The sequence below is a fragment of the Pseudomonas rhizophila genome (assembly GCF_003033885.1).
Classification (GTDB): domain Bacteria; phylum Pseudomonadota; class Gammaproteobacteria; order Pseudomonadales; family Pseudomonadaceae; genus Aquipseudomonas; species Aquipseudomonas rhizophila.
This window is the reverse complement of record NZ_CP024081.1, coordinates 197,080-214,209: the sequence shown is the minus strand read 5'-3', so window position 1 is coordinate 214,209 and position 17,130 is coordinate 197,080. Positions and strand designations below refer to the sequence as shown.

Annotated in this window: 16 protein-coding genes; 10 read left to right on the top strand and 6 right to left on the bottom strand. The window is 60.0% G+C overall.

Annotated features, from left to right (window positions below; all coding sequences use genetic code 11):
• Positions 1-31: 31 nt before the first annotated feature.
• Positions 32-886 (bottom strand): sulfurtransferase, encoded by an 855-nt coding sequence (locus tag CRX69_RS00990; protein ID WP_076383036.1) that lies wholly within the window; start codon positions 884-886, stop codon positions 32-34.
• Between the two features lie 33 nt (positions 887-919).
• Positions 920-1,591: a TetR/AcrR family transcriptional regulator gene (locus CRX69_RS00985; RefSeq protein WP_047226027.1), complete on the bottom strand. Its 672-nt coding sequence runs from the start codon at positions 1,589-1,591 to the stop codon at positions 920-922.
• 148 nt (positions 1,592-1,739) lie between these two features.
• On the opposite strand from CRX69_RS00985, the gene CRX69_RS00980 reads away from it, so the two are divergent.
• The 5 genes from CRX69_RS00980 to CRX69_RS00960 all read left to right on the top strand — a co-directional run bounded on the left by CRX69_RS00980 (position 1,740) and on the right by CRX69_RS00960 (position 6,407).
• Positions 1,740-3,170 (top strand): coniferyl aldehyde dehydrogenase, encoded by a 1,431-nt coding sequence (locus CRX69_RS00980; RefSeq protein ID WP_107321393.1) that lies wholly within the window; start codon positions 1,740-1,742, stop codon positions 3,168-3,170.
• 27 nt (positions 3,171-3,197) lie between these two features.
• Positions 3,198-3,743, top strand: coding sequence for a hypothetical protein (locus tag CRX69_RS00975; RefSeq protein ID WP_047226029.1), 546 nt, complete (start codon positions 3,198-3,200; stop codon positions 3,741-3,743).
• An 85-nt stretch (positions 3,744-3,828) separates the two neighbouring features.
• Positions 3,829-5,424, top strand: a complete 1,596-nt coding sequence (locus tag CRX69_RS00970) for a GMC family oxidoreductase (RefSeq protein ID WP_107321392.1) — start codon at positions 3,829-3,831, stop codon at positions 5,422-5,424.
• Between the two features lie 115 nt (positions 5,425-5,539).
• Positions 5,540-6,019, top strand: coding sequence for a pantetheine-phosphate adenylyltransferase (gene coaD / locus CRX69_RS00965; RefSeq protein ID WP_007897855.1), 480 nt, complete (start codon positions 5,540-5,542; stop codon positions 6,017-6,019).
• A 136-nt stretch (positions 6,020-6,155) separates the two neighbouring features.
• Positions 6,156-6,407 carry a YfhL family 4Fe-4S dicluster ferredoxin gene (locus CRX69_RS00960; protein ID WP_047226031.1) on the top strand — a complete coding sequence of 84 codons (252 nt, stop codon included), beginning with the start codon at positions 6,156-6,158 and terminating at the stop codon, positions 6,405-6,407.
• Positions 6,408-6,555: 148 nt separating this feature from the next.
• Here CRX69_RS00960 and CRX69_RS00955 read toward each other — a convergent pair whose 3' ends face one another.
• The 3 genes from CRX69_RS00955 to CRX69_RS00945 form a co-directional block, all read right to left on the bottom strand.
• Complete coding sequence (locus tag CRX69_RS00955; RefSeq protein ID WP_047226032.1) at positions 6,556-6,873, bottom strand: hypothetical protein; 318 nt, start codon at positions 6,871-6,873, stop codon at positions 6,556-6,558.
• 62 nt (positions 6,874-6,935) lie between these two features.
• A complete protein-coding gene (mutM, locus tag CRX69_RS00950) occupies positions 6,936-7,748 on the bottom strand; it encodes a bifunctional DNA-formamidopyrimidine glycosylase/DNA-(apurinic or apyrimidinic site) lyase (protein ID WP_047226033.1) in 813 nt (270 codons plus the stop codon).
• Between the two features lie 45 nt (positions 7,749-7,793).
• Positions 7,794-8,609 (bottom strand): HDOD domain-containing protein, encoded by an 816-nt coding sequence (locus CRX69_RS00945; RefSeq protein WP_171061309.1) that lies wholly within the window; start codon positions 8,607-8,609, stop codon positions 7,794-7,796.
• Positions 8,610-8,808: 199 nt separating this feature from the next.
• On the opposite strand from CRX69_RS00945, the gene CRX69_RS00940 reads away from it, so the two are divergent.
• From CRX69_RS00940 to ilvD, 5 genes are all read left to right on the top strand, one after another.
• Positions 8,809-10,005, top strand: a complete 1,197-nt coding sequence (locus CRX69_RS00940) for a class I SAM-dependent rRNA methyltransferase (protein WP_047226035.1) — start codon at positions 8,809-8,811, stop codon at positions 10,003-10,005.
• 404 nt (positions 10,006-10,409) lie between these two features.
• Positions 10,410-11,492 (top strand): SagB family peptide dehydrogenase, encoded by a 1,083-nt coding sequence (locus tag CRX69_RS00935; protein WP_047226036.1) that lies wholly within the window; start codon positions 10,410-10,412, stop codon positions 11,490-11,492.
• The gene (locus tag CRX69_RS00930) at positions 11,489-12,433 is read left to right on the top strand and encodes a diiron oxygenase (protein ID WP_047226037.1); all 945 of its coding nucleotides are present in this window, start codon (positions 11,489-11,491) and stop codon (positions 12,431-12,433) included. Before CRX69_RS00935 ends, CRX69_RS00930 begins: the two co-directional genes overlap by 4 nt.
• Positions 12,426-13,628: an MFS transporter gene (locus tag CRX69_RS00925; protein ID WP_107321391.1), complete on the top strand. Its 1,203-nt coding sequence runs from the start codon at positions 12,426-12,428 to the stop codon at positions 13,626-13,628. The genes CRX69_RS00930 and CRX69_RS00925 overlap by 8 nt, the downstream gene beginning before the upstream one ends.
• 267 nt (positions 13,629-13,895) lie before the next feature.
• Entirely contained in the window at positions 13,896-15,737 is a 1,842-nt protein-coding gene (gene ilvD, locus CRX69_RS00920) for a dihydroxy-acid dehydratase (RefSeq protein WP_047226039.1), read from the top strand.
• A gap of 169 nt (positions 15,738-15,906) precedes the next feature.
• Here ilvD and CRX69_RS00915 read toward each other — a convergent pair whose 3' ends face one another.
• Complete coding sequence (locus CRX69_RS00915) at positions 15,907-16,962, bottom strand: HAD family hydrolase (protein WP_107321390.1); 1,056 nt, start codon at positions 16,960-16,962, stop codon at positions 15,907-15,909.
• Positions 16,963-17,130: the final 168 nt, after the last annotated feature.

Genomic DNA, 17,130 nt, shown 5'->3' with positions numbered 1-17,130 from the left:
ACGAGGCTGCGATCTCCTGCGGGGCCTGCGTTCAGTCACCGACCGCCACTTGCCTTTGGGGATCGGTGATCCACTCACTCCATGAACCGGCGTACAACCTCCCCAACGGATACCCCGCCAGGCACAAGGCAAACAGGTTATGGCATGCCGTCACGCCAGAGCCGCAATAGGCCACCAGTTCCGTCGGCGAGCGTCCTCCCAATTTCTCGGCAAAGCGCTGCTTGAGCTGGTCGACTGGCAGGAAGCGCCCATCAGCACCCAGGTTCTCGGTGAACGCTGCGCACTGCGCGCCCGGAATATGTCCGGCCACCGGATCGATCGGCTCGATCTCACCCTTGAAACGCGGCAACGCCCGGGCATCGAGCAAGGTCATGTCCGGCTCACCGAGACGCTGCTCAAGCGCCTCGGCACTGAGCAACAGGGTCGCGTCCGGCGAACCACTGAAGGTCCCGGGACCGTTGACCGCTGGATCCAGACTCAAGGGCAAACCGGCGGCATGCCAAGCCTTGAGCCCGCCATCGAGGATATAAACGCCATCGCGCTTACCCAGCCAGGCCAGCAACCACCAGGCCCGGGCGGCATAGGCGCCAGGGCCGTCATCGTACAAAACGATGTCACTGTCGTTGCCGATCCCCCAGGCCCGCAAACGCTTCATCAGGGCCTCAGGCTCCGGCAGCGGATGGCGGCCGGTCACGCCTTTGGTGACCGGCCCACTCAGGTCCCGTTCGAGGTCAGCGAAGGACGCCCCGGCAATATGGCCTTCGGCGTAACTGCGCTGGCCGTAGTCCGAGTCCTCCAGGGCAAAACGACAATCGAGGATCACCAGCCCGGGCTGCGACCGCCTGTGTTCCAGGGCTTGAGGACTGATGAGTTGCGCAATGGGCATAACGGGCTCCTGTGGCTCGATCGAATTTGAATCTTACGCCCCTTCTTCCAGGGTCTGGGCCAGGGGGACATAGAACTCCTTGAACAGCGCATCCACCGCTTCGCGGGCCTGCTCAGTCACGAAACCGGCCTCCAGCACCAGCACTTGATAGACCCCACGCTTGATGGCCTGCTCGCTCAAATGGTTGGAGTTTTCCCGTGTGGTGCAGAGGAAACGAACCCAGGACGTGAGGATGATCCAGGCATTGAGGGTGAGAGACTCGATTTGCACCCGGTCCATTTTCAGGATACCGGCGGCCACAAAGCCCTCGTAGATAGCGGTGCCGTGAATCAGACTACGCTGGGAAAACCGACGATAGCGCGCGGCAAGGTCCGGGTCGCTGTCGAGCAGATGCTCCAGGTCTCGGTGCAGGAAGCGGTAGCGCCACATCGCCGAGAGCAACTCCTGCAGATAGAAACGCTTGTCCTCGACAGTAGCCGCACGGCCTTGGGGCGGACGCAGGAAACTGTCCACCAGGTTTTCGTATTCACTGAACAATACGGCGATGATCGCCTGCTTGTTGGGGAAGTGGTAGTAGAGATTGCCCGGGGACATGTCCATGTGGGCGGCGATATGGTTGGTGCTGACGCTGCGCTCACCCTGCTGATTGAACAGCTCAAGGCTGTTCTGCACGATGCGCTCGCTGGTTTTTATTCGTATGGCCATGGCTTGAGCTTTAATTCGACGAAAGCATTGAACGGCATCTTACGACCTATCGGTCACGGGACAAACCCAAAGGCGTCACGGATGTCGGTTGACTTTTTAGAGCACAAGCTCTAGAAAACACTCACTCTAATACTATCGGTGCCCGCCCATGCCTGCCGACGTTGCTTACCTGCGCGAATCTCAACAGCACCTGGGCGAACTGCAAGCGCTTTTCGACACCCAGCGCCAGGCCTTTGCCGCCCACCCCATGCCACCTGCCGAGCAGCGGCGGCAATGGCTCAAGGCGTTGCGCGAGTTACTGAGCAACGAGCGACAAGCACTGATCGACGCTATCAGCCAGGACTTCAGCCACCGCAGCGCGGACGAAACGCTGCTGGCCGAGCTCATGCCGAGCCTGCACGGCATCCATTACGCCAGCCGATACCTCAAGGGCTGGATGAAACCTTCCCGGCGCAAGGTAGGCGTGGCCTTCCAGCCGGCGTCAGCCAAAGTGGTGTACCAACCGCTGGGCGTGGTCGGGGTCATCGTGCCTTGGAACTACCCGCTGTTCCTGGCTATCGGGCCGCTGGTGGGGGCATTGTCGGCGGGCAACAGGGTGATGCTCAAGCTGAGCGAATCGACCCCTGCCACCGGGTTGCTGCTCAAACAACTGCTGGCGCGCATTTTCCCTCAGGATCTGGTGTGCGTGGTGCTCGGCGAGGCTGAGGTCGGCATGGCGTTTTCCAGGTTGCCCTTCGACCACTTGCTGTTCACCGGCGCCACCAGCATTGGCAAGCACGTGATGCGCGCCGCCGCCGAGAACCTGACCCCGGTCACGCTCGAACTGGGAGGCAAATCGCCCGCCATCGTATCCGCGGACGTGCCCCTCAAGGACGCCGCCGAGCGCATTGCATTTGGCAAAACCCTGAATGCCGGACAAACCTGTGTCGCACCGGACTACGTACTGGTGCCACAGAACCGTGTCGGCGAATTCGTTGAAGCGTATCGCGAAGCGGTTCGCGGGTTTTATCCGACCCTGACTGACAATCCGGACTACACCGCGATCATCAACGAACGACAATTGGCGCGACTCAACGGCTACATAAGCGATGCCACCAGCAAGGGCGCATTGCTGATCGAGTTGTTCGATCGAGGTCAGGGGCGACGCATGGCCCACAGCCTGTTGCTCAACGTCAGCGATGACATGACCGTCATGCAGGACGAAATCTTCGGCCCGCTGCTGCCCATCGTGCCTTATCAGGACCTGGACCAGGCATTTGCCTACATCAATCAGCGGCCTCGCCCGCTGGCGCTCTACTACTTTGGCTACAACAAGGCCGAGCATCATCGCGTGCTCAACGAGACCCATTCCGGTGGCGTTTGCCTGAACGATACGCTGCTGCACGTCGCCCAGGACGACCTGCCCTTCGGCGGCATTGGCGCCTCGGGGATGGGGCACTACCACGGTCACGAAGGCTTCCTGACGTTCAGCAAGGCCAAGGGCGTACTGAGCAAACAGCGGTTCAACGCGGCGAAACTGATTTATCCACCATACGGCAAGCCCCTCCAGAAACTGATCCAGAAGTTGTTTGTCCGTTAGCAGCAGTCTTTCCGGGTAATAACAATAATGAATCCAAGCCTGACCGATACACCTGCCCTCTCACGACGCGGCCTGTTGCAGTTCAGCCTCGGCGCCAGCGCCTTCCTGGTCACCGTCGGGCTGGGTGCCAGCCTGAGCGGTTGCGGCCCCAGCCGCTCGGCCAGCGGTTTTGTAGCCTTGCGTGACAACGACCTGCCGTTTTTGCGCGCCGTCATTCCCGTGATGCTGGACGGCTCCGTGGTCGCTGAAAAGCTTCCTGGCGCCGCTGAAGCGACCTTGCAAAGCCTGGACACCACCCTGGCTCATCTGTCCCCATCCATGCTCAAGCTCACGCACCAGTTATTCGACGTGCTCACGCTGGGCGTTACCCGTGGGCCACTGACCGGAATCTGGGGCTCGTGGGAAAACGCCAGCGTCGATGACATCCAGAAATTTCTCGGTCGGTGGGAAAACAGCTCGCTGGACCTGCTTCGCCAGGGGCACAGCTCGTTGCTGCAAATGGTCATGATGGCGTGGTACAGCCAGGCCGAGGCCTGGGCGCATTGTGGATACCCGGGACCGCCAACGGTTTAACAGTCACATCCAAACCCTGTGGGAGCGAGCAGGCTCGCTCCCACAAGGGGGCATCACATACTCATAACAATAAGAGAGCACCAACATGCCCGTACTCGACCCCTTCCGCGAAGGTCTTGCCCGCGGCTGGACCACCTACAACGGTGCGCAGTTGACCCAGGACCTGACCCTGGAAGCGGACGTTGCGATCATCGGCAGCGGCGCCGGCGGGGGCACCACGGCAGAAATTCTCAGCGCCGCCGGCTACAAGGTGGTGTTGATCGAGGAGGGCCCCCTCAAGACCAGCCATGACTTCAAGCTGCTCGAGGACCAGGCCTACACCAGCCTTTACCAGGAAGGCCTCGGACGCATGAGCAAGGACGGCGCCATCACCATTCTTCAGGGGCGCGCGGTGGGTGGCACGACATTGATCAACTGGACCTCCTGTTTCCGCACGCCCGATCAGACCCTGGATCACTGGGCCACCGAGCACAACGTCAAGGGCCACAGCCCCGCGGAAATGGCGCCCTGGTTCGAAAAAATGGAACAGCGCCTTGGGGTGGCGCCCTGGCAGGTTCCGCCCAATGCCAACAACGACGTGATCCGCAAAGGCTGTGAACAACTGGGCTATAGCTGGCACGTCATCCCGCGCAATGTGCGCGGTTGCTGGAACCTGGGCTATTGCGGCATGGGCTGCCCGACCAACGCCAAGCAGTCGATGCTGGTCACCACCATTCCGGCCACGCTGGACAAGGGTGGCGCGCTGCTTTACCTGGCACGGGCCGAACGGCTGATGATCAAAAACGCTGCGGTTGTCGGCCTCGAATGCCTGGCCATGGACGAACGTTGTGTGGCACCGACAGGACGGCACGTCACGGTCAAGGCGCGGCACTACGTACTGGCCGGCGGCAGCATCAACAGCCCGGCCTTGCTGTTGCGCTCCGAAGCGCCCGACCCGCACGGACGCCTGGGTAAACGCACCTTCCTGCACTTGGTAAACATGTCGGCCGGTCAATTCGACGAGGTAATCAATCCGTTCTACGGCGCACCACAATCGATTTATTCAGATCATTTCCAGTGGCAGGACGGCGCCACAGGCAAGATGTCCTACAAACTGGAAGTTCCGCCCCTGCACCCGGCCCTCGCCGCCGCGCTACTGGGCGGGTTTGGCAGCGAGAACGCCGAGCATATGGCGCAACTGCCCCACACCCACGCCATGCTGGCGCTGTTGCGCGATGGTTTTCACCCCGACAGCAGCGGCGGCAACGTTCAGTTGCGCAGCGACGGCACACCTGTGCTCGACTATGCGGTGTCTCCTTATGCCTGGGACGGCTTGCGCCGGGCGTTTCACAGCATGGCCGAGATTCAGTTTGCCGGCGGCGCCAGGGCGGTCATGCCAATGCACAGTGACGCCCGTTACGTGAAAAACCTGGCCCAGGCCCGTACGCTGATCGACGGCCTGGACCTGGCCTTGTACCGCACGCGCCTGGGCAGCGCCCATGTGATGGGTGGTTGCGCCATGGGCGAAGATCCGAAAAGCGCCGTCACCGACAGCCTTGGGCGACATCATCAATTGAGTAATCTTTCCATCCATGACGGCTCGCTGTTCCCCACCAGCATTGGCGCCAATCCGCAATTATCGGTGTATGGGCTGACGGCACAATTGGCCACATCCCTGGCCGATCGCTTGAAAAACCCATGAGTTGGCGGATTATTCGCACTGTCTATAGTGCTTACTTACCTTACAGCCGACTTGGCCGACCGAGTAGGCTGCGATACCATCCGACTCCCCAACGGACACCCGCCAGGACGACGCGATGAACCGAGTGTTGTACCCAGGTACCTTCGACCCTATTACCAAGGGCCATGGCGATCTGGTCGAACGCGCCTCGCGCCTGTTCGACCATGTGATCATCGCCGTCGCCGCCAGCCCGAAGAAAAACCCGCTGTTCCCGCTGGAGCAACGTGTGGAGCTGGCCCGCGAGGTCACCAAACATCTGCCCAATGTGGAAGTGGTCGGCTTCTCGACGCTGCTGGCGCACTTTGCCAAGGAAAAGAACGCCAATGTGTTCCTGCGTGGCCTGCGTGCGGTCTCGGACTTCGAATACGAGTTCCAACTGGCCAACATGAACCGCCAGTTGGCGCCGGACGTCGAAAGCCTGTTCCTGACGCCGTCGGAGCGCTACTCCTTCATTTCCTCGACCCTGGTGCGGGAAATTGCGGCGTTGGGCGGCGATATCACCAAGTTCGTCCACCCGGCCGTGGCCGATGCGTTGACCCTGCGCTTCAAGAAATAACCCGCTGGCTGCGATCCGCTTCGCAGCCAACACAGCGCAGTCCATCGCGCCCGCGTGCACTGCGCTCGCCAATGCGGCACAATTGCGCACATACGTTTTTCAGATGCCCGGGCCCAACGCCCCGGCAGGAGCCTGCATGTCCCTGATCATCACCGACGACTGCATCAATTGCGACGTCTGCGAACCCGAGTGCCCGAACGAGGCCATCTCCCAAGGCGAAGAGATCTACGTCATCGACCCGAACCTGTGCACCCAGTGCGTCGGCCATTACGACGAACCTCAGTGCCAACAGGTCTGCCCGGTAGATTGCATTCCGCTGGACGAGGCCCATCCGGAAACGGAAGAACAGTTGATGGCGAAATATCGCAAGATTACTGGCAAGGTTTGAGCCAGGTAGTTCTGTAGGGCCTGTGCCGGCCTCATCGCGAGCAGGCTCGCTCCCACAGGGTTCTGTGGTGGCGACACCATTCATGTCTTAAGCAAAATCCCTTGTGGGAGCGAGCCTGCTCGCGATGAGGCCAGCAGCCACAGCGACATCACTCCTGCTCAAACCCCTCCCCAACACACCCCAGGCACCGCACAAACGTCGCCTTCGCCGGGTCCACCACCAACGCCTTCCCCGCATCGCCGACGCCACCGCCCAACGCCGTAAAGGGTAACGACACCACAAATGCCCCGGCACCGATCACGGTGGCGGCGAGCAGCAGCGGACGGGCGATCAGCAGGTCGCCGATCATGGCGTAGGCCGGCGGATTCTGGATGGTGTAGCGCGGGTCGCCGCTGCCGCTGTTCGCCTGGGCAGGCAAACCGAGACACAACAGCAGCGCGAGAACGACAGGTCGGAGCAGATTCATCGGGCGATCCTTCGGCTAGGCAGTATGACAACTGACTATAAGACTATAGACCGCAGGACGGATCAGCTCTGACAGCGTGGGCACCAGACGCTGGCGCGCTGGCCCAGGCGAATCTCCCGCAGCCCCGTACCGCAGACCTTACATGACTCGCCGCCCCGGCCATACACGAAGAGTTCCTGCTGGAAGTAACCCGGCTGGCCGTCTCCCCCGATGAAATCACGTAGCGTCGTACCGCCGCGCTCGATGGCATGGGCAAGGATGCGTTTGATCTCGATCGCCAGTTTCAGATAGCGCGCCCGGGAAATGCCCCCGGCTTCGCGGCGTGGGTCGATCCCGGCGGCGAACAGCGCTTCGGTCGCATAGATATTGCCCACCCCCACCACCACCGCGTTATCCATGATGAACGGCTTGACCGCCATGGAGCGTCCTCGGGAAAGCTGGAACAGACGCTCGCCATCGAATAGATCGGTCAACGGTTCCGGCCCGAGGCGAATCAGCAATTCGTGGTTGAGCGGGTCGAGGCTCCAGAGCATCGCCCCGAAGCGGCGCGGGTCGGTGTAGCGCAAGGCCAGGCCGGATTCCAGTTCGATGTCCACATGCTCATGTTTGGCGGCAGGCATGCCGACTTCCACCAAGCGCAGGTTACCGGACATGCCCAAGTGGCTGATCAAGGTGCCAACTTCGGCGTTGATCAGCAGGTACTTGGCCCGCCGCTCCACCAGCACTATCCGCTGACCCGACAGTCGCACATCAAGGTCTTCGGGGATCGGCCAGCGCAAGCGCCGGTCGCGTACGACCACACGGCTGACACGCTGCCCTTCCAGGTGGGGCGCAATTCCGCGGCGGGTGGTTTCGACTTCCGGCAGTTCTGGCATGGGGGTTCTCGAATAAGGCGAAGGCCTGGTGCTGGTTTTCGATGCTTAGCGCGTGGCGAGGTCGCGAATTTCCTGCTTCTGGGTCTGGAAATCGTATTCCGACAAACCGATGTAATCGAGCACCAGAGCGCCGACACAGGCCCACTCATGATCGACCGGCTGATTGCCCAGGACCCGGTGCGATGAGCAGATGTTTTCGGACATTTTCAGGATCGCCAGCAGGTTTTTCAGCTGACTGTTGTTGCGTGACGTCTCATCGCTGAAAATCGCCAGGGCGTTGTGATGGTTGGCGATGGCCTGGCTGACATGGTCCGGCAGGCGCCAGGATTTGGAAGTGTAGTACCCGACCACCGCATGGTTGGTGTTGAATTCGCGGTTCTCGGTGTCCACCACCCGGCACTCGGCGCTGGCATTGGCGTAGGCCTGCTCCAGCACACTCATGTAGTTGGGGAACTGCTTGAGCATCAACGGCACGCCGCAATCATGGAACAGCCCCAAGGCGTAGGCTTCATCACCGTTTTCCAGACCGACGCGCTTGGCCAGGGTCAGGCAGGTCATCGCCACGTCCTGGGCCGTATCCCAGAAGCGATTGAGGGTGACGATGGCATCATCGTGCAGCTCGCCCTTGATCGACTGCGCGTTGATCAGGTTGATGATCGAACGGCTGCCCAGCAGGTTCACCGCGCGCTGGATCGAAGTGATCTTGTTGCGCAGGCCGTAGTACGGCGAATTGACGATCTTGAGCAAGGCACCCGAGAGGCCCGGGTCATGGGAGATCAGCTTGGCAATGGTCTCCAGGTCCGGATCAGGCATGTACTGCTCCATCTGCAGATCCACCATGATCTGCGGCTGGGGCGGCACACTGATGCCTTGCAGGGACTGTTGGATCTGTTCGGCGGAAAGCTCTTGGGACATGGGCATACACTCTGGGTCAGGCGGCGATTCTAACCCTTAAAGATGGATCCGATACACCGTCGGGCAAATCGCGCCACATGTCCATCACAAGCCCCGCACAGGCCGCAACACGCTATACTCCCGCTCTTTTTTCCGGAGCGACGTCATGTCCCTGCCCAGCCTGCGCCTCAAAGCCAACGCCGACCGTCGCCTGCGCGCCGGCCATCTGTGGGTCTACAGCAACGAAATCGATGTAGCCGCTACCCCGCTGCACGGCTTCAAGGCCGGCGACCAGGCCATCCTCGAAGCCGCTGGCGGCAAGCCGTTGGGCATCGTCGCGATGAGCCCCAACAACCTGATCTGCGCCCGCCTGCTGTCCCGTGACGTGAAGCTGCCGCTGGACAAATCCCTGCTGGTGCATCGTCTCAACGTGGCGCTGTCGTTGCGTGAGCGCTTGTTCGACAAGCCGTTCTATCGCCTGGTCTACGGCGACTCCGACCTGCTGCCTGGCCTTGTAGTCGACCGTTTCGGCGACATCCTGGTGGTGCAGATCGCCTCGGCCACCATGGAAGCCCACAAGGACGACGTGATCGCCGCCCTGACCCAGGTGCTCAAGCCCAGCGGCATCCTGTTCAAGAACGATTCCGCCGCCCGCGATGCCGAAGGCCTGAACCGCTACGTCGAGACAGTGTTCGGCCTCGTACCGGAGTGGGTCGCCCTGGAAGAGAACGGCGTGAAGTTCGAAGCTCCAGTCATGGCAGGTCAGAAAACCGGCTGGTTCTACGACCACCGCATGAACCGCGCACGCCTGGCGCCGTATGCCAAAGGCAAGCGCGTACTGGATCTGTTCAGCTACATCGGCGGTTGGGGCGTGCAGGCCGCGGCGTTCGGTGCCAGCGAAGTATTCTGCGTCGACGCCTCGGCCTTCGCCCTCGATGGCGTAGAGCGCAACGCGGCGTTGAATGGCTTTGCCGAAAAGCTGACCTGCATTGAAGGCGACGTGTTCGAAGCCCTGAAAGAACTCAAGGCCAGTGAAGAGCGTTTCGACGTCATCGTTGCCGACCCGCCAGCGTTCATCAAGCGCAAGAAAGACCTGAAAAACGGTGAAGGCGCCTATCGCCGCCTCAACGAACAGGCCATGCGCCTGCTCAGCAAGGATGGCATCCTGGTCAGCGCTTCGTGCTCGATGCACCTGCCCGAAGACGACCTGCAAAACATCCTGCTGACCAGCGCCCGGCACCTGGACCGCAACATCCAGCTGCTCGAACGCGGGGGCCAGGGACCGGACCATCCGGTACACCCAGCCATCGCCGAGACCCGCTACATCAAGAGCATCACCTGCCGGTTGCTGCCCAACAGCTGAATCATTTGCTGACCCTTATTAAACGCAGCCCTGGCTGCGTTTTTTTTGCACGTGTGAAAAGTTACCGAGCGCTTAAGCAAAAGCCTACAAAATAACTTTTTGTATGAGTCATCCCACATTATTACTGGAACTTTCCTACTCAATATCCGCTTGCCAAGCACTCATTAAAAACTATGATTGAACTGTCACTTCGCAAGTGATGACCCTCGAAAAAAACAACATTTATTCAAACCTCTTATTCAAAAAAGGAGCTGTATCATGAAAGCAATCAATCTGGAAGCTAACAAGATCGCAAACCTGGCCGGCCTGATTGTTCCAACAGGCCGCTAAGTAAGTAAAGGGTGGAGCTGAGGAGTGCCGGCGCCTCAGCCCATCCATGCTCGCCCCCTCAGCGGAAAACCTTAATGCATATAAATCCGTGCGTTTTCATACTTGCGCGCCCGCCGCACCAGATTGTATGGAACTATGAGCAGCACACTCAGTTCGAGCTCGATCTGCATTATTCAACGCGACTGGCACAACTTATTCACAACCCTTCACACTTCGACACTTGCAACCCCATCGACATTGAATTCCTGAATGCCGGCATATTGACTGCAGAACCCAAGGAAGCCCTCGAATGGCGATGGGACGAGTTATCCAGAATATTTCATATCGGCACAAAAAATATTCCTTGCGAAAGTGTTCCCCAAAATGTCGAGGAATGGGCAACCCTGTACCTGCAGCATTGCCAAGAGGTTCTATCATCACCGCCGCCGGCCTGCCGCATAAAACCGTGCCCGGTTGACCTGATTGCCTTGACGCCCTGCTCCCTGGTCGACATCGAGGACGTTTCGCTGGGGCAGACGCTTGTCAGTCGAAGCACCTCTCGCTCATTCAGCGAACGAGCCATTTCAATCGAGCAGGTCAGCACCCTCCTCTACCTGACCCTGGGTTACCTGAACGAGCGCCCTTTTGCTCACGAGACCGGTCATCCCGAAACGCTGGGCGCGCGACGCAGTAGCCCCTCGGGCGGCGGCCTGAATGCCTGCGAAGGTTACCTGTACGTGCGTCACGTGGCCGGGCTGGAACCGGGAATCTACGCCTACCACCCGGCCGAACATGCCTTGAGCCTGATCCGATCACTTCCGGATGAACCCCTGGGCCAATTGTTAGCCGGACAGCACTTCATCAATCCGTTGCCATTCGGGCTATTCATCACTTCGCGCTTCGACAAGCTCTGGTGGAAGTACGAACACTCGCGCGCCTATCGAATGGCGTTTGTCGAAACGGGCCACGTGTCCCAGACCTTTTTGATGGTGGCGACTGCGCTGGGCCTCAAGACCTGGCTGACCGGGGCATTGAGCGACCGTCAGGTAGAACGGCTGCTTGACCTTGAAGACACTCCCGAACAGCCGTTGTTTTTTGTCGGTTGCGGTCATGGCGATGGGCAGGTCCACTGCCAGGCGCTGATGGCGCTGGTCAATGGCCAGGACTCTGCATCATGACCTTCACTCAGAGGCCGCGCTACACCTTGGGCGACTGGGATAACAAAGCTGCGGTGCGCGTGCGCAAAAACCACTACCGCCTACCCGACGATCTGGAGCATCAACTCGCCAGTCGGGACTGGTTTGCGCCAGCCTTCATACCCTATATCGAACATCCGCTGATCAATAAGGCGGGGCGCGCCATTGCCCAACGCCTGGCGGCCAATCACCTGGTGTACTTCCTCGACTACACCACCTTGCTCGAACACCGGGTGGTCAATCGCGCAGTGGAAACCATCGTCCATGGCGAACTGAGCGTACCCATCCCCAGCCAGATGAAAACCGCCGCCCTGCAGCTCTACACCGACGAGGGTTACCACGCACTGTTTTCCAATGAAGTGGCCGAACAGATCGTCGCCCTGTACGACATCCGCGACCGCTCGCTCCCCAGGCGCATCGACCGCCTGGTGGGCGTGATCGAAGCCACAAGCCCCCCGGATCGCCCTCTGGCGTGGTTTCTGCTGGGGTTCGTTTCCGAAACGATCATCGCCAAGGAGCTGCTGTCCATTACCCGCGAGACCTTGGTCTCCACGGTTTACCAGATGCTCAGGGATCATCTCGAGGACGAGGCACGCCATAGTCGCTATTTCAGCGAGGTGTTCCAGTATCTGTGGTCCGCCCTGGCCCCTGACCAGCGTGCTCTGGCCGCAAAGCTGCTGCTGGACATCATCGGCCTTTACTTCGAGCCCGACATCCCTTGGTTAACGCGCAGCCTCGCCAGCGTCGGCTTTGACGAACAGGACGCGTTGAAGATCGTTGCAAACCTCCTGCAACCGGACGCTCACGCCCAGCGAGTTCGCTCGGGGGCAGTCTCGACCTTCACAGCCATGCAGCAGGCAGGTTTCTTCGAAGACGGCCCCAATCGGCAGAGGTTCTTCCAGGCGGGGTTTCTCGATGGCTGACACTCATGATCTCGCCACACGCAAAACGGCCACTGTCGGCTTATTGTTGATGCTGACCTTGCTCGGCGTATTCCCCATCGATGTGGTGCTGCCTTCGTTTCCGGCGCTGTCCGAACACTTTGAGCGTCCATCGCCCGATATTGCCCTGTCTGTCAGCCTGTTCGCAGTGGGGATCGCAATGTCCCAACTGCTGGTCGGCCCGCTTTCCGACGCCATGGGACGAAAGAACCTGTTGCTGATCGGGATCATCGTCTCGGCCATTGGCGCGACCGGGTGCGTCGTGGCCAATGACTACTGGTCCTTCCTGCTTTTCCGGGTCATCCAAGCCGTGGGATGCGGTTGTTTCGTGCTCTCTCAGGCACTGATCCAGGACCTGTTTACAGGTCAGGAGCAGCAGCGATTACGGATTTTCCTGGTCACCTGCGGCGGCATTTTCATTTCCGTTTCGCCCTTGGCCGGCACCGGACTGCAAAGCTGGATGGGCTGGCGCGGCAGCTTCCTGGTATTCATTGCCCTGGCTGTCAGTGTGTTCTTGAGCGCCAGTCTTCTACTCAAGCCTTTGCCAGCGGATAGCCAACCCAGGCGCCCGGACTTCATCGCGTCCTACCGGACGGTATGCAGTGACTTCAACTTCATGGCCTACTGGCTGACGTCAGCATTGGCTTTCTCCTGCCATTTCTCGTTCATCGTCATCTCACCGCTGGTTTTCATTGACCAGCTACAACTGTCGCCGCAGGCATTTTCGCTGACGTTGCTGGGCTACGGGCTGGCCTATATCGGCGGTGGAGCGGTCGCGACCGTGCTGAGCAATCGGATCGACCCACAGACGCAAATCCTCACGGGGCTGTGCCTGATCCTGACGGCGGGAGTGTTGATGCTTGGGCTCTCCAGCCATCTGGGCTTGTCGGTCACCACGCTGCTACTGCCCATGATCGTGTGCACCGCCGGAACGACCATTGCTCGTGCGGCGGCCCACACCCGGGCAATGAATATCTTCCCCGAGCAAGCCGGTACATCGGCCTCGGCGGGCAGCGTGCTGATCTTCATTGTCGGCGGTTTGACCAGCGCTGCGCTCAGCCTCACTCCGCTGGACCTGCAAACCACCCTGGCTCTATGCCTGATGTTGCTCAGCCTCCTGGGGCTGACACTCAATGGCCTGCTCCGGCATCGTCACAGGACGCTGTTGACGGGTTGAACATCGCCGGTCGTCATCCCGAGCGCGACATTGGTACCCGATCAGCGCTTTGCGTCATTTCATCCTGACGCCAGGGGTGTAGAATCGCGACATTCATCGCCATTCATCCCCGGCGGGTTTATGAGCTCATGCTGAGGCGCGCAGCGATCCTGCAAAGTCATCGGCCACTTCCGGACACACGGCCAAACCCGGGTGTTCCAGACGTCAACAGAAGCTCACTTCCCATTGATACCTGATACGTACCTGATTTGCCGCCCGGAGTGCTCCATGCCTGATTACCGCTCGAAAACATCCACCCATGGCCGCAACATGGCCGGCGCCCGTGCATTGTGGCGCGCCACGGGGATGAAGGATGACGACTTCAAGAAGCCGATCATCGCCATTGCCAACTCCTTCACCCAGTTCGTGCCAGGCCATGTTCACCTCAAGGACCTGGGTCAACTGGTTGCCCGGGAAATCGAACGCGCGGGTGGCGTAGCCAAAGAGTTCAACACCATTGCCGTGGATGACGGTATCGCCATGGGCCACGACGGCATGCTTTATTCGCTGCCCAGTCGCGAGATCATCGCCGACTCCGTCGAATACATGGTCAATGCCCATTGCGCCGACGCCATCGTGTGCATTTCCAACTGCGACAAGATCACCCCCGGCATGCTCATGGCGGCCTTGCGCCTGAACATCCCGGTGATCTTCGTTTCCGGCGGTCCGATGGAAGCCGGCAAGACCAAGCTCGCCAGCCATGGCCTTGACCTGGTGGACGCCATGGTGATCGCCGCCGACTCCAGCGCTTCCGATGAGAAGGTCGCGGAGTATGAGCGCAGCGCCTGTCCGACCTGCGGTTCGTGCTCCGGCATGTTCACCGCCAACTCGATGAACTGCCTGACCGAAGCCCTTGGCCTGGCCCTGCCGGGCAACGGTTCGACCCTCGCCACCCACAGCGATCGCGAACAGCTGTTCCTGCAGGCCGGCCGGACCATCGTCGAGCTGTGCAAGCGTTACTACGGCGAGGATGACGAGTCGGTGCTGCCGCGCAACATCGCCAACTTCAAGGCGTTCGAAAACGCCATGACCCTGGACATCGCCATGGGCGGCTCCACCAACACCATCCTGCATTTGCTGGCCGCCGCCCAGGAAGCCGAGATCGATTTCGACCTGCGCGACATCGACCGTCTGTCCCGTCACGTGCCGCAGCTGTGCAAGGTCGCGCCGAACATCCAGAAGTACCACATGGAAGACGTGCACCGCGCTGGCGGGATCTTCAGCATCCTCGGCTCCCTGGCCCGTGGTGGCCTGTTGCACACCGACCTGCCGACCGTACACAGCAAAACCATGGCCGAGGCCATCGCCAAGTGGGACATCACCCAAACCACCGACGAAGCCGTGCATCATTTCTTCAAGGCCGGCCCGGCAGGTATTCCAACGCAAACGGCGTTCAGCCAATCGACTCGTTGGGAAACCCTGGACGATGACCGTGAAAACGGCTGCATCCGCAGCGTCGAGCACGCGTACTCCAAAGAAGGTGGCCTGGCTGTGCTGTACGGCAACATCGCTCTGGATGGCTGCGTGGTGAAAACCGCCGGCGTCGACGAATCGATCCATGTGTTCGAAGGCAACGCCAAGATTTTCGAAAGCCAGGATAGCGCCGTGCGCGGGATCCTCGCCGACGAAGTGAAGGCCGGCGATATCGTGATCATCCGCTACGAAGGGCCAAAAGGTGGTCCGGGCATGCAGGAAATGCTTTACCCCACGTCCTACCTGAAGTCCAAAGGACTGGGCAAAGACTGCGCACTGCTGACCGATGGCCGTTTCTCCGGCGGCACCTCGGGCCTGTCCATCGGCCACGCTTCACCGGAAGCCGCTGCTGGCGGTGCCATCGGCCTGGTGCGCGACGGCGACAAAGTCCTGATCGACATTCCGAACCGCTCGATCAACCTGCTGATCAGCGATGAAGAACTGGCCGGACGCCGTGTTGAACAGGACAACAAAGGCTGGAAGCCGGTGGAAGTGCGTCCGCGCAAAGTCACCACCGCCCTCAAGGCCTATGCCCTGCTCGCCACCAGCGCCGACAAGGGCGCGGTGCGTAACAAGGCGATGCTCGACGGGTTGTAAGCGTCCATAAACAGCAATAAAAATGCCCCACTCAAGGTGGGGCATTTTTTTGCAGTGAAACAAACCATCGGTGATCAACTGTGCGAGCCTGCTTGCGAAGGCGGTGTGTCAGTCGGAATCGATGTTGAATGTGCCGCCGTCATCGCGAGCAGGCTCGCTCCCACAGGGTTTACTGGATATCTTCCGGCTTGACGATCACCCAGTTCTTGTCCGCCGTCACTGGCAGCCCTTCCTTGGCCTGGGCCGCGGCGTGCTTGGCCATCATGCCGTTGATCTGGTCCATGTACTTGTCCTTGCGGTTGACCCACAGGTGAATGCCGCCCTTGGCCACGTTCACATCGTGGAACAGCATGTAGCCGTCGCTGCTGGGGGTGTCGCCAGCCACAAGCACCGGTTTTTTCCATTCGTCGATGTACGTCAGGATTGCCGCGTGCTTGCCGGCCATCCAGGTCGCCGGAGTCCACAGATACGGTGTGTACTCAAGGCTCAGGTTGGCCTTCTCGTCATATTTGCCATTGCTGATCTGCTTGCGGGCGGTGGTCAGTTCGCCGGTCTTGCGATCCTTGAGCAACGTGGTCACGCCGATGATGTTCTGCGGCTTGAGGTTGTAGCCGTACTTCGGATCGGCGGCGACCATGCGCACCAATTCTTCCGAAGCCGCGGTCATGACATAGACCTCGATGCCGTTTTCCATCAGTTTGTTGTACAGCTCGACCTGACCGGTGAAAATCTTCGGCGGGTTGACGTTGTAGTTGACCACCTTGTCGCCGTCGTAATACGTGGTCGGGACCGGCTTGCCAGAAGCCATCAATTCGTCGACGTAGCCTTTGAGTTCTTTGAGGGTAAAGCCGGAAAACACCTGGGCGACCCAGGGGTAGCAGACCATGTCGTCCACTTCGCACAAACGGTAGTAGTAGCTGAACAGGCTTTCCTTGTGTTCGGCCGTGTCTTTGAACGGCATCAGCTTCAGAGATGGGTCGAGGGTTTCGCGGGTGATGAGGCCCTTGTTCTCCATGAACGGCAGCAACGACTCTTCCAGGTCGTAGCGGTAACTGGTGTTGTCCATGTCGAACACCGCGTAGTTACCTTTGTTGGCGTTGGCCGCGATCATCGCGTCCAGCGCCTTGGCCTGTTCCGCTGGCCAGTGCTTGAGCTCAGTGGCGAGCGCCTGGCCAACGAGGCCCAGGCCCATGGCGACAACGAGAAGGTGAGGTGCAAGCTTCATCGGCGTTTCTCCAAGGTTCAAAGAACTCGACGCTAACAAATGCTCATGACGTTTCTCTCCTGCCCGCGACCGCTTGCGTCTTGATACCGCCAGCGGCATGCCCATAAACGTCATTGCCTTATTCCATAAACGACAATCTACATACCTTTTTATTATTAATTCATTAGA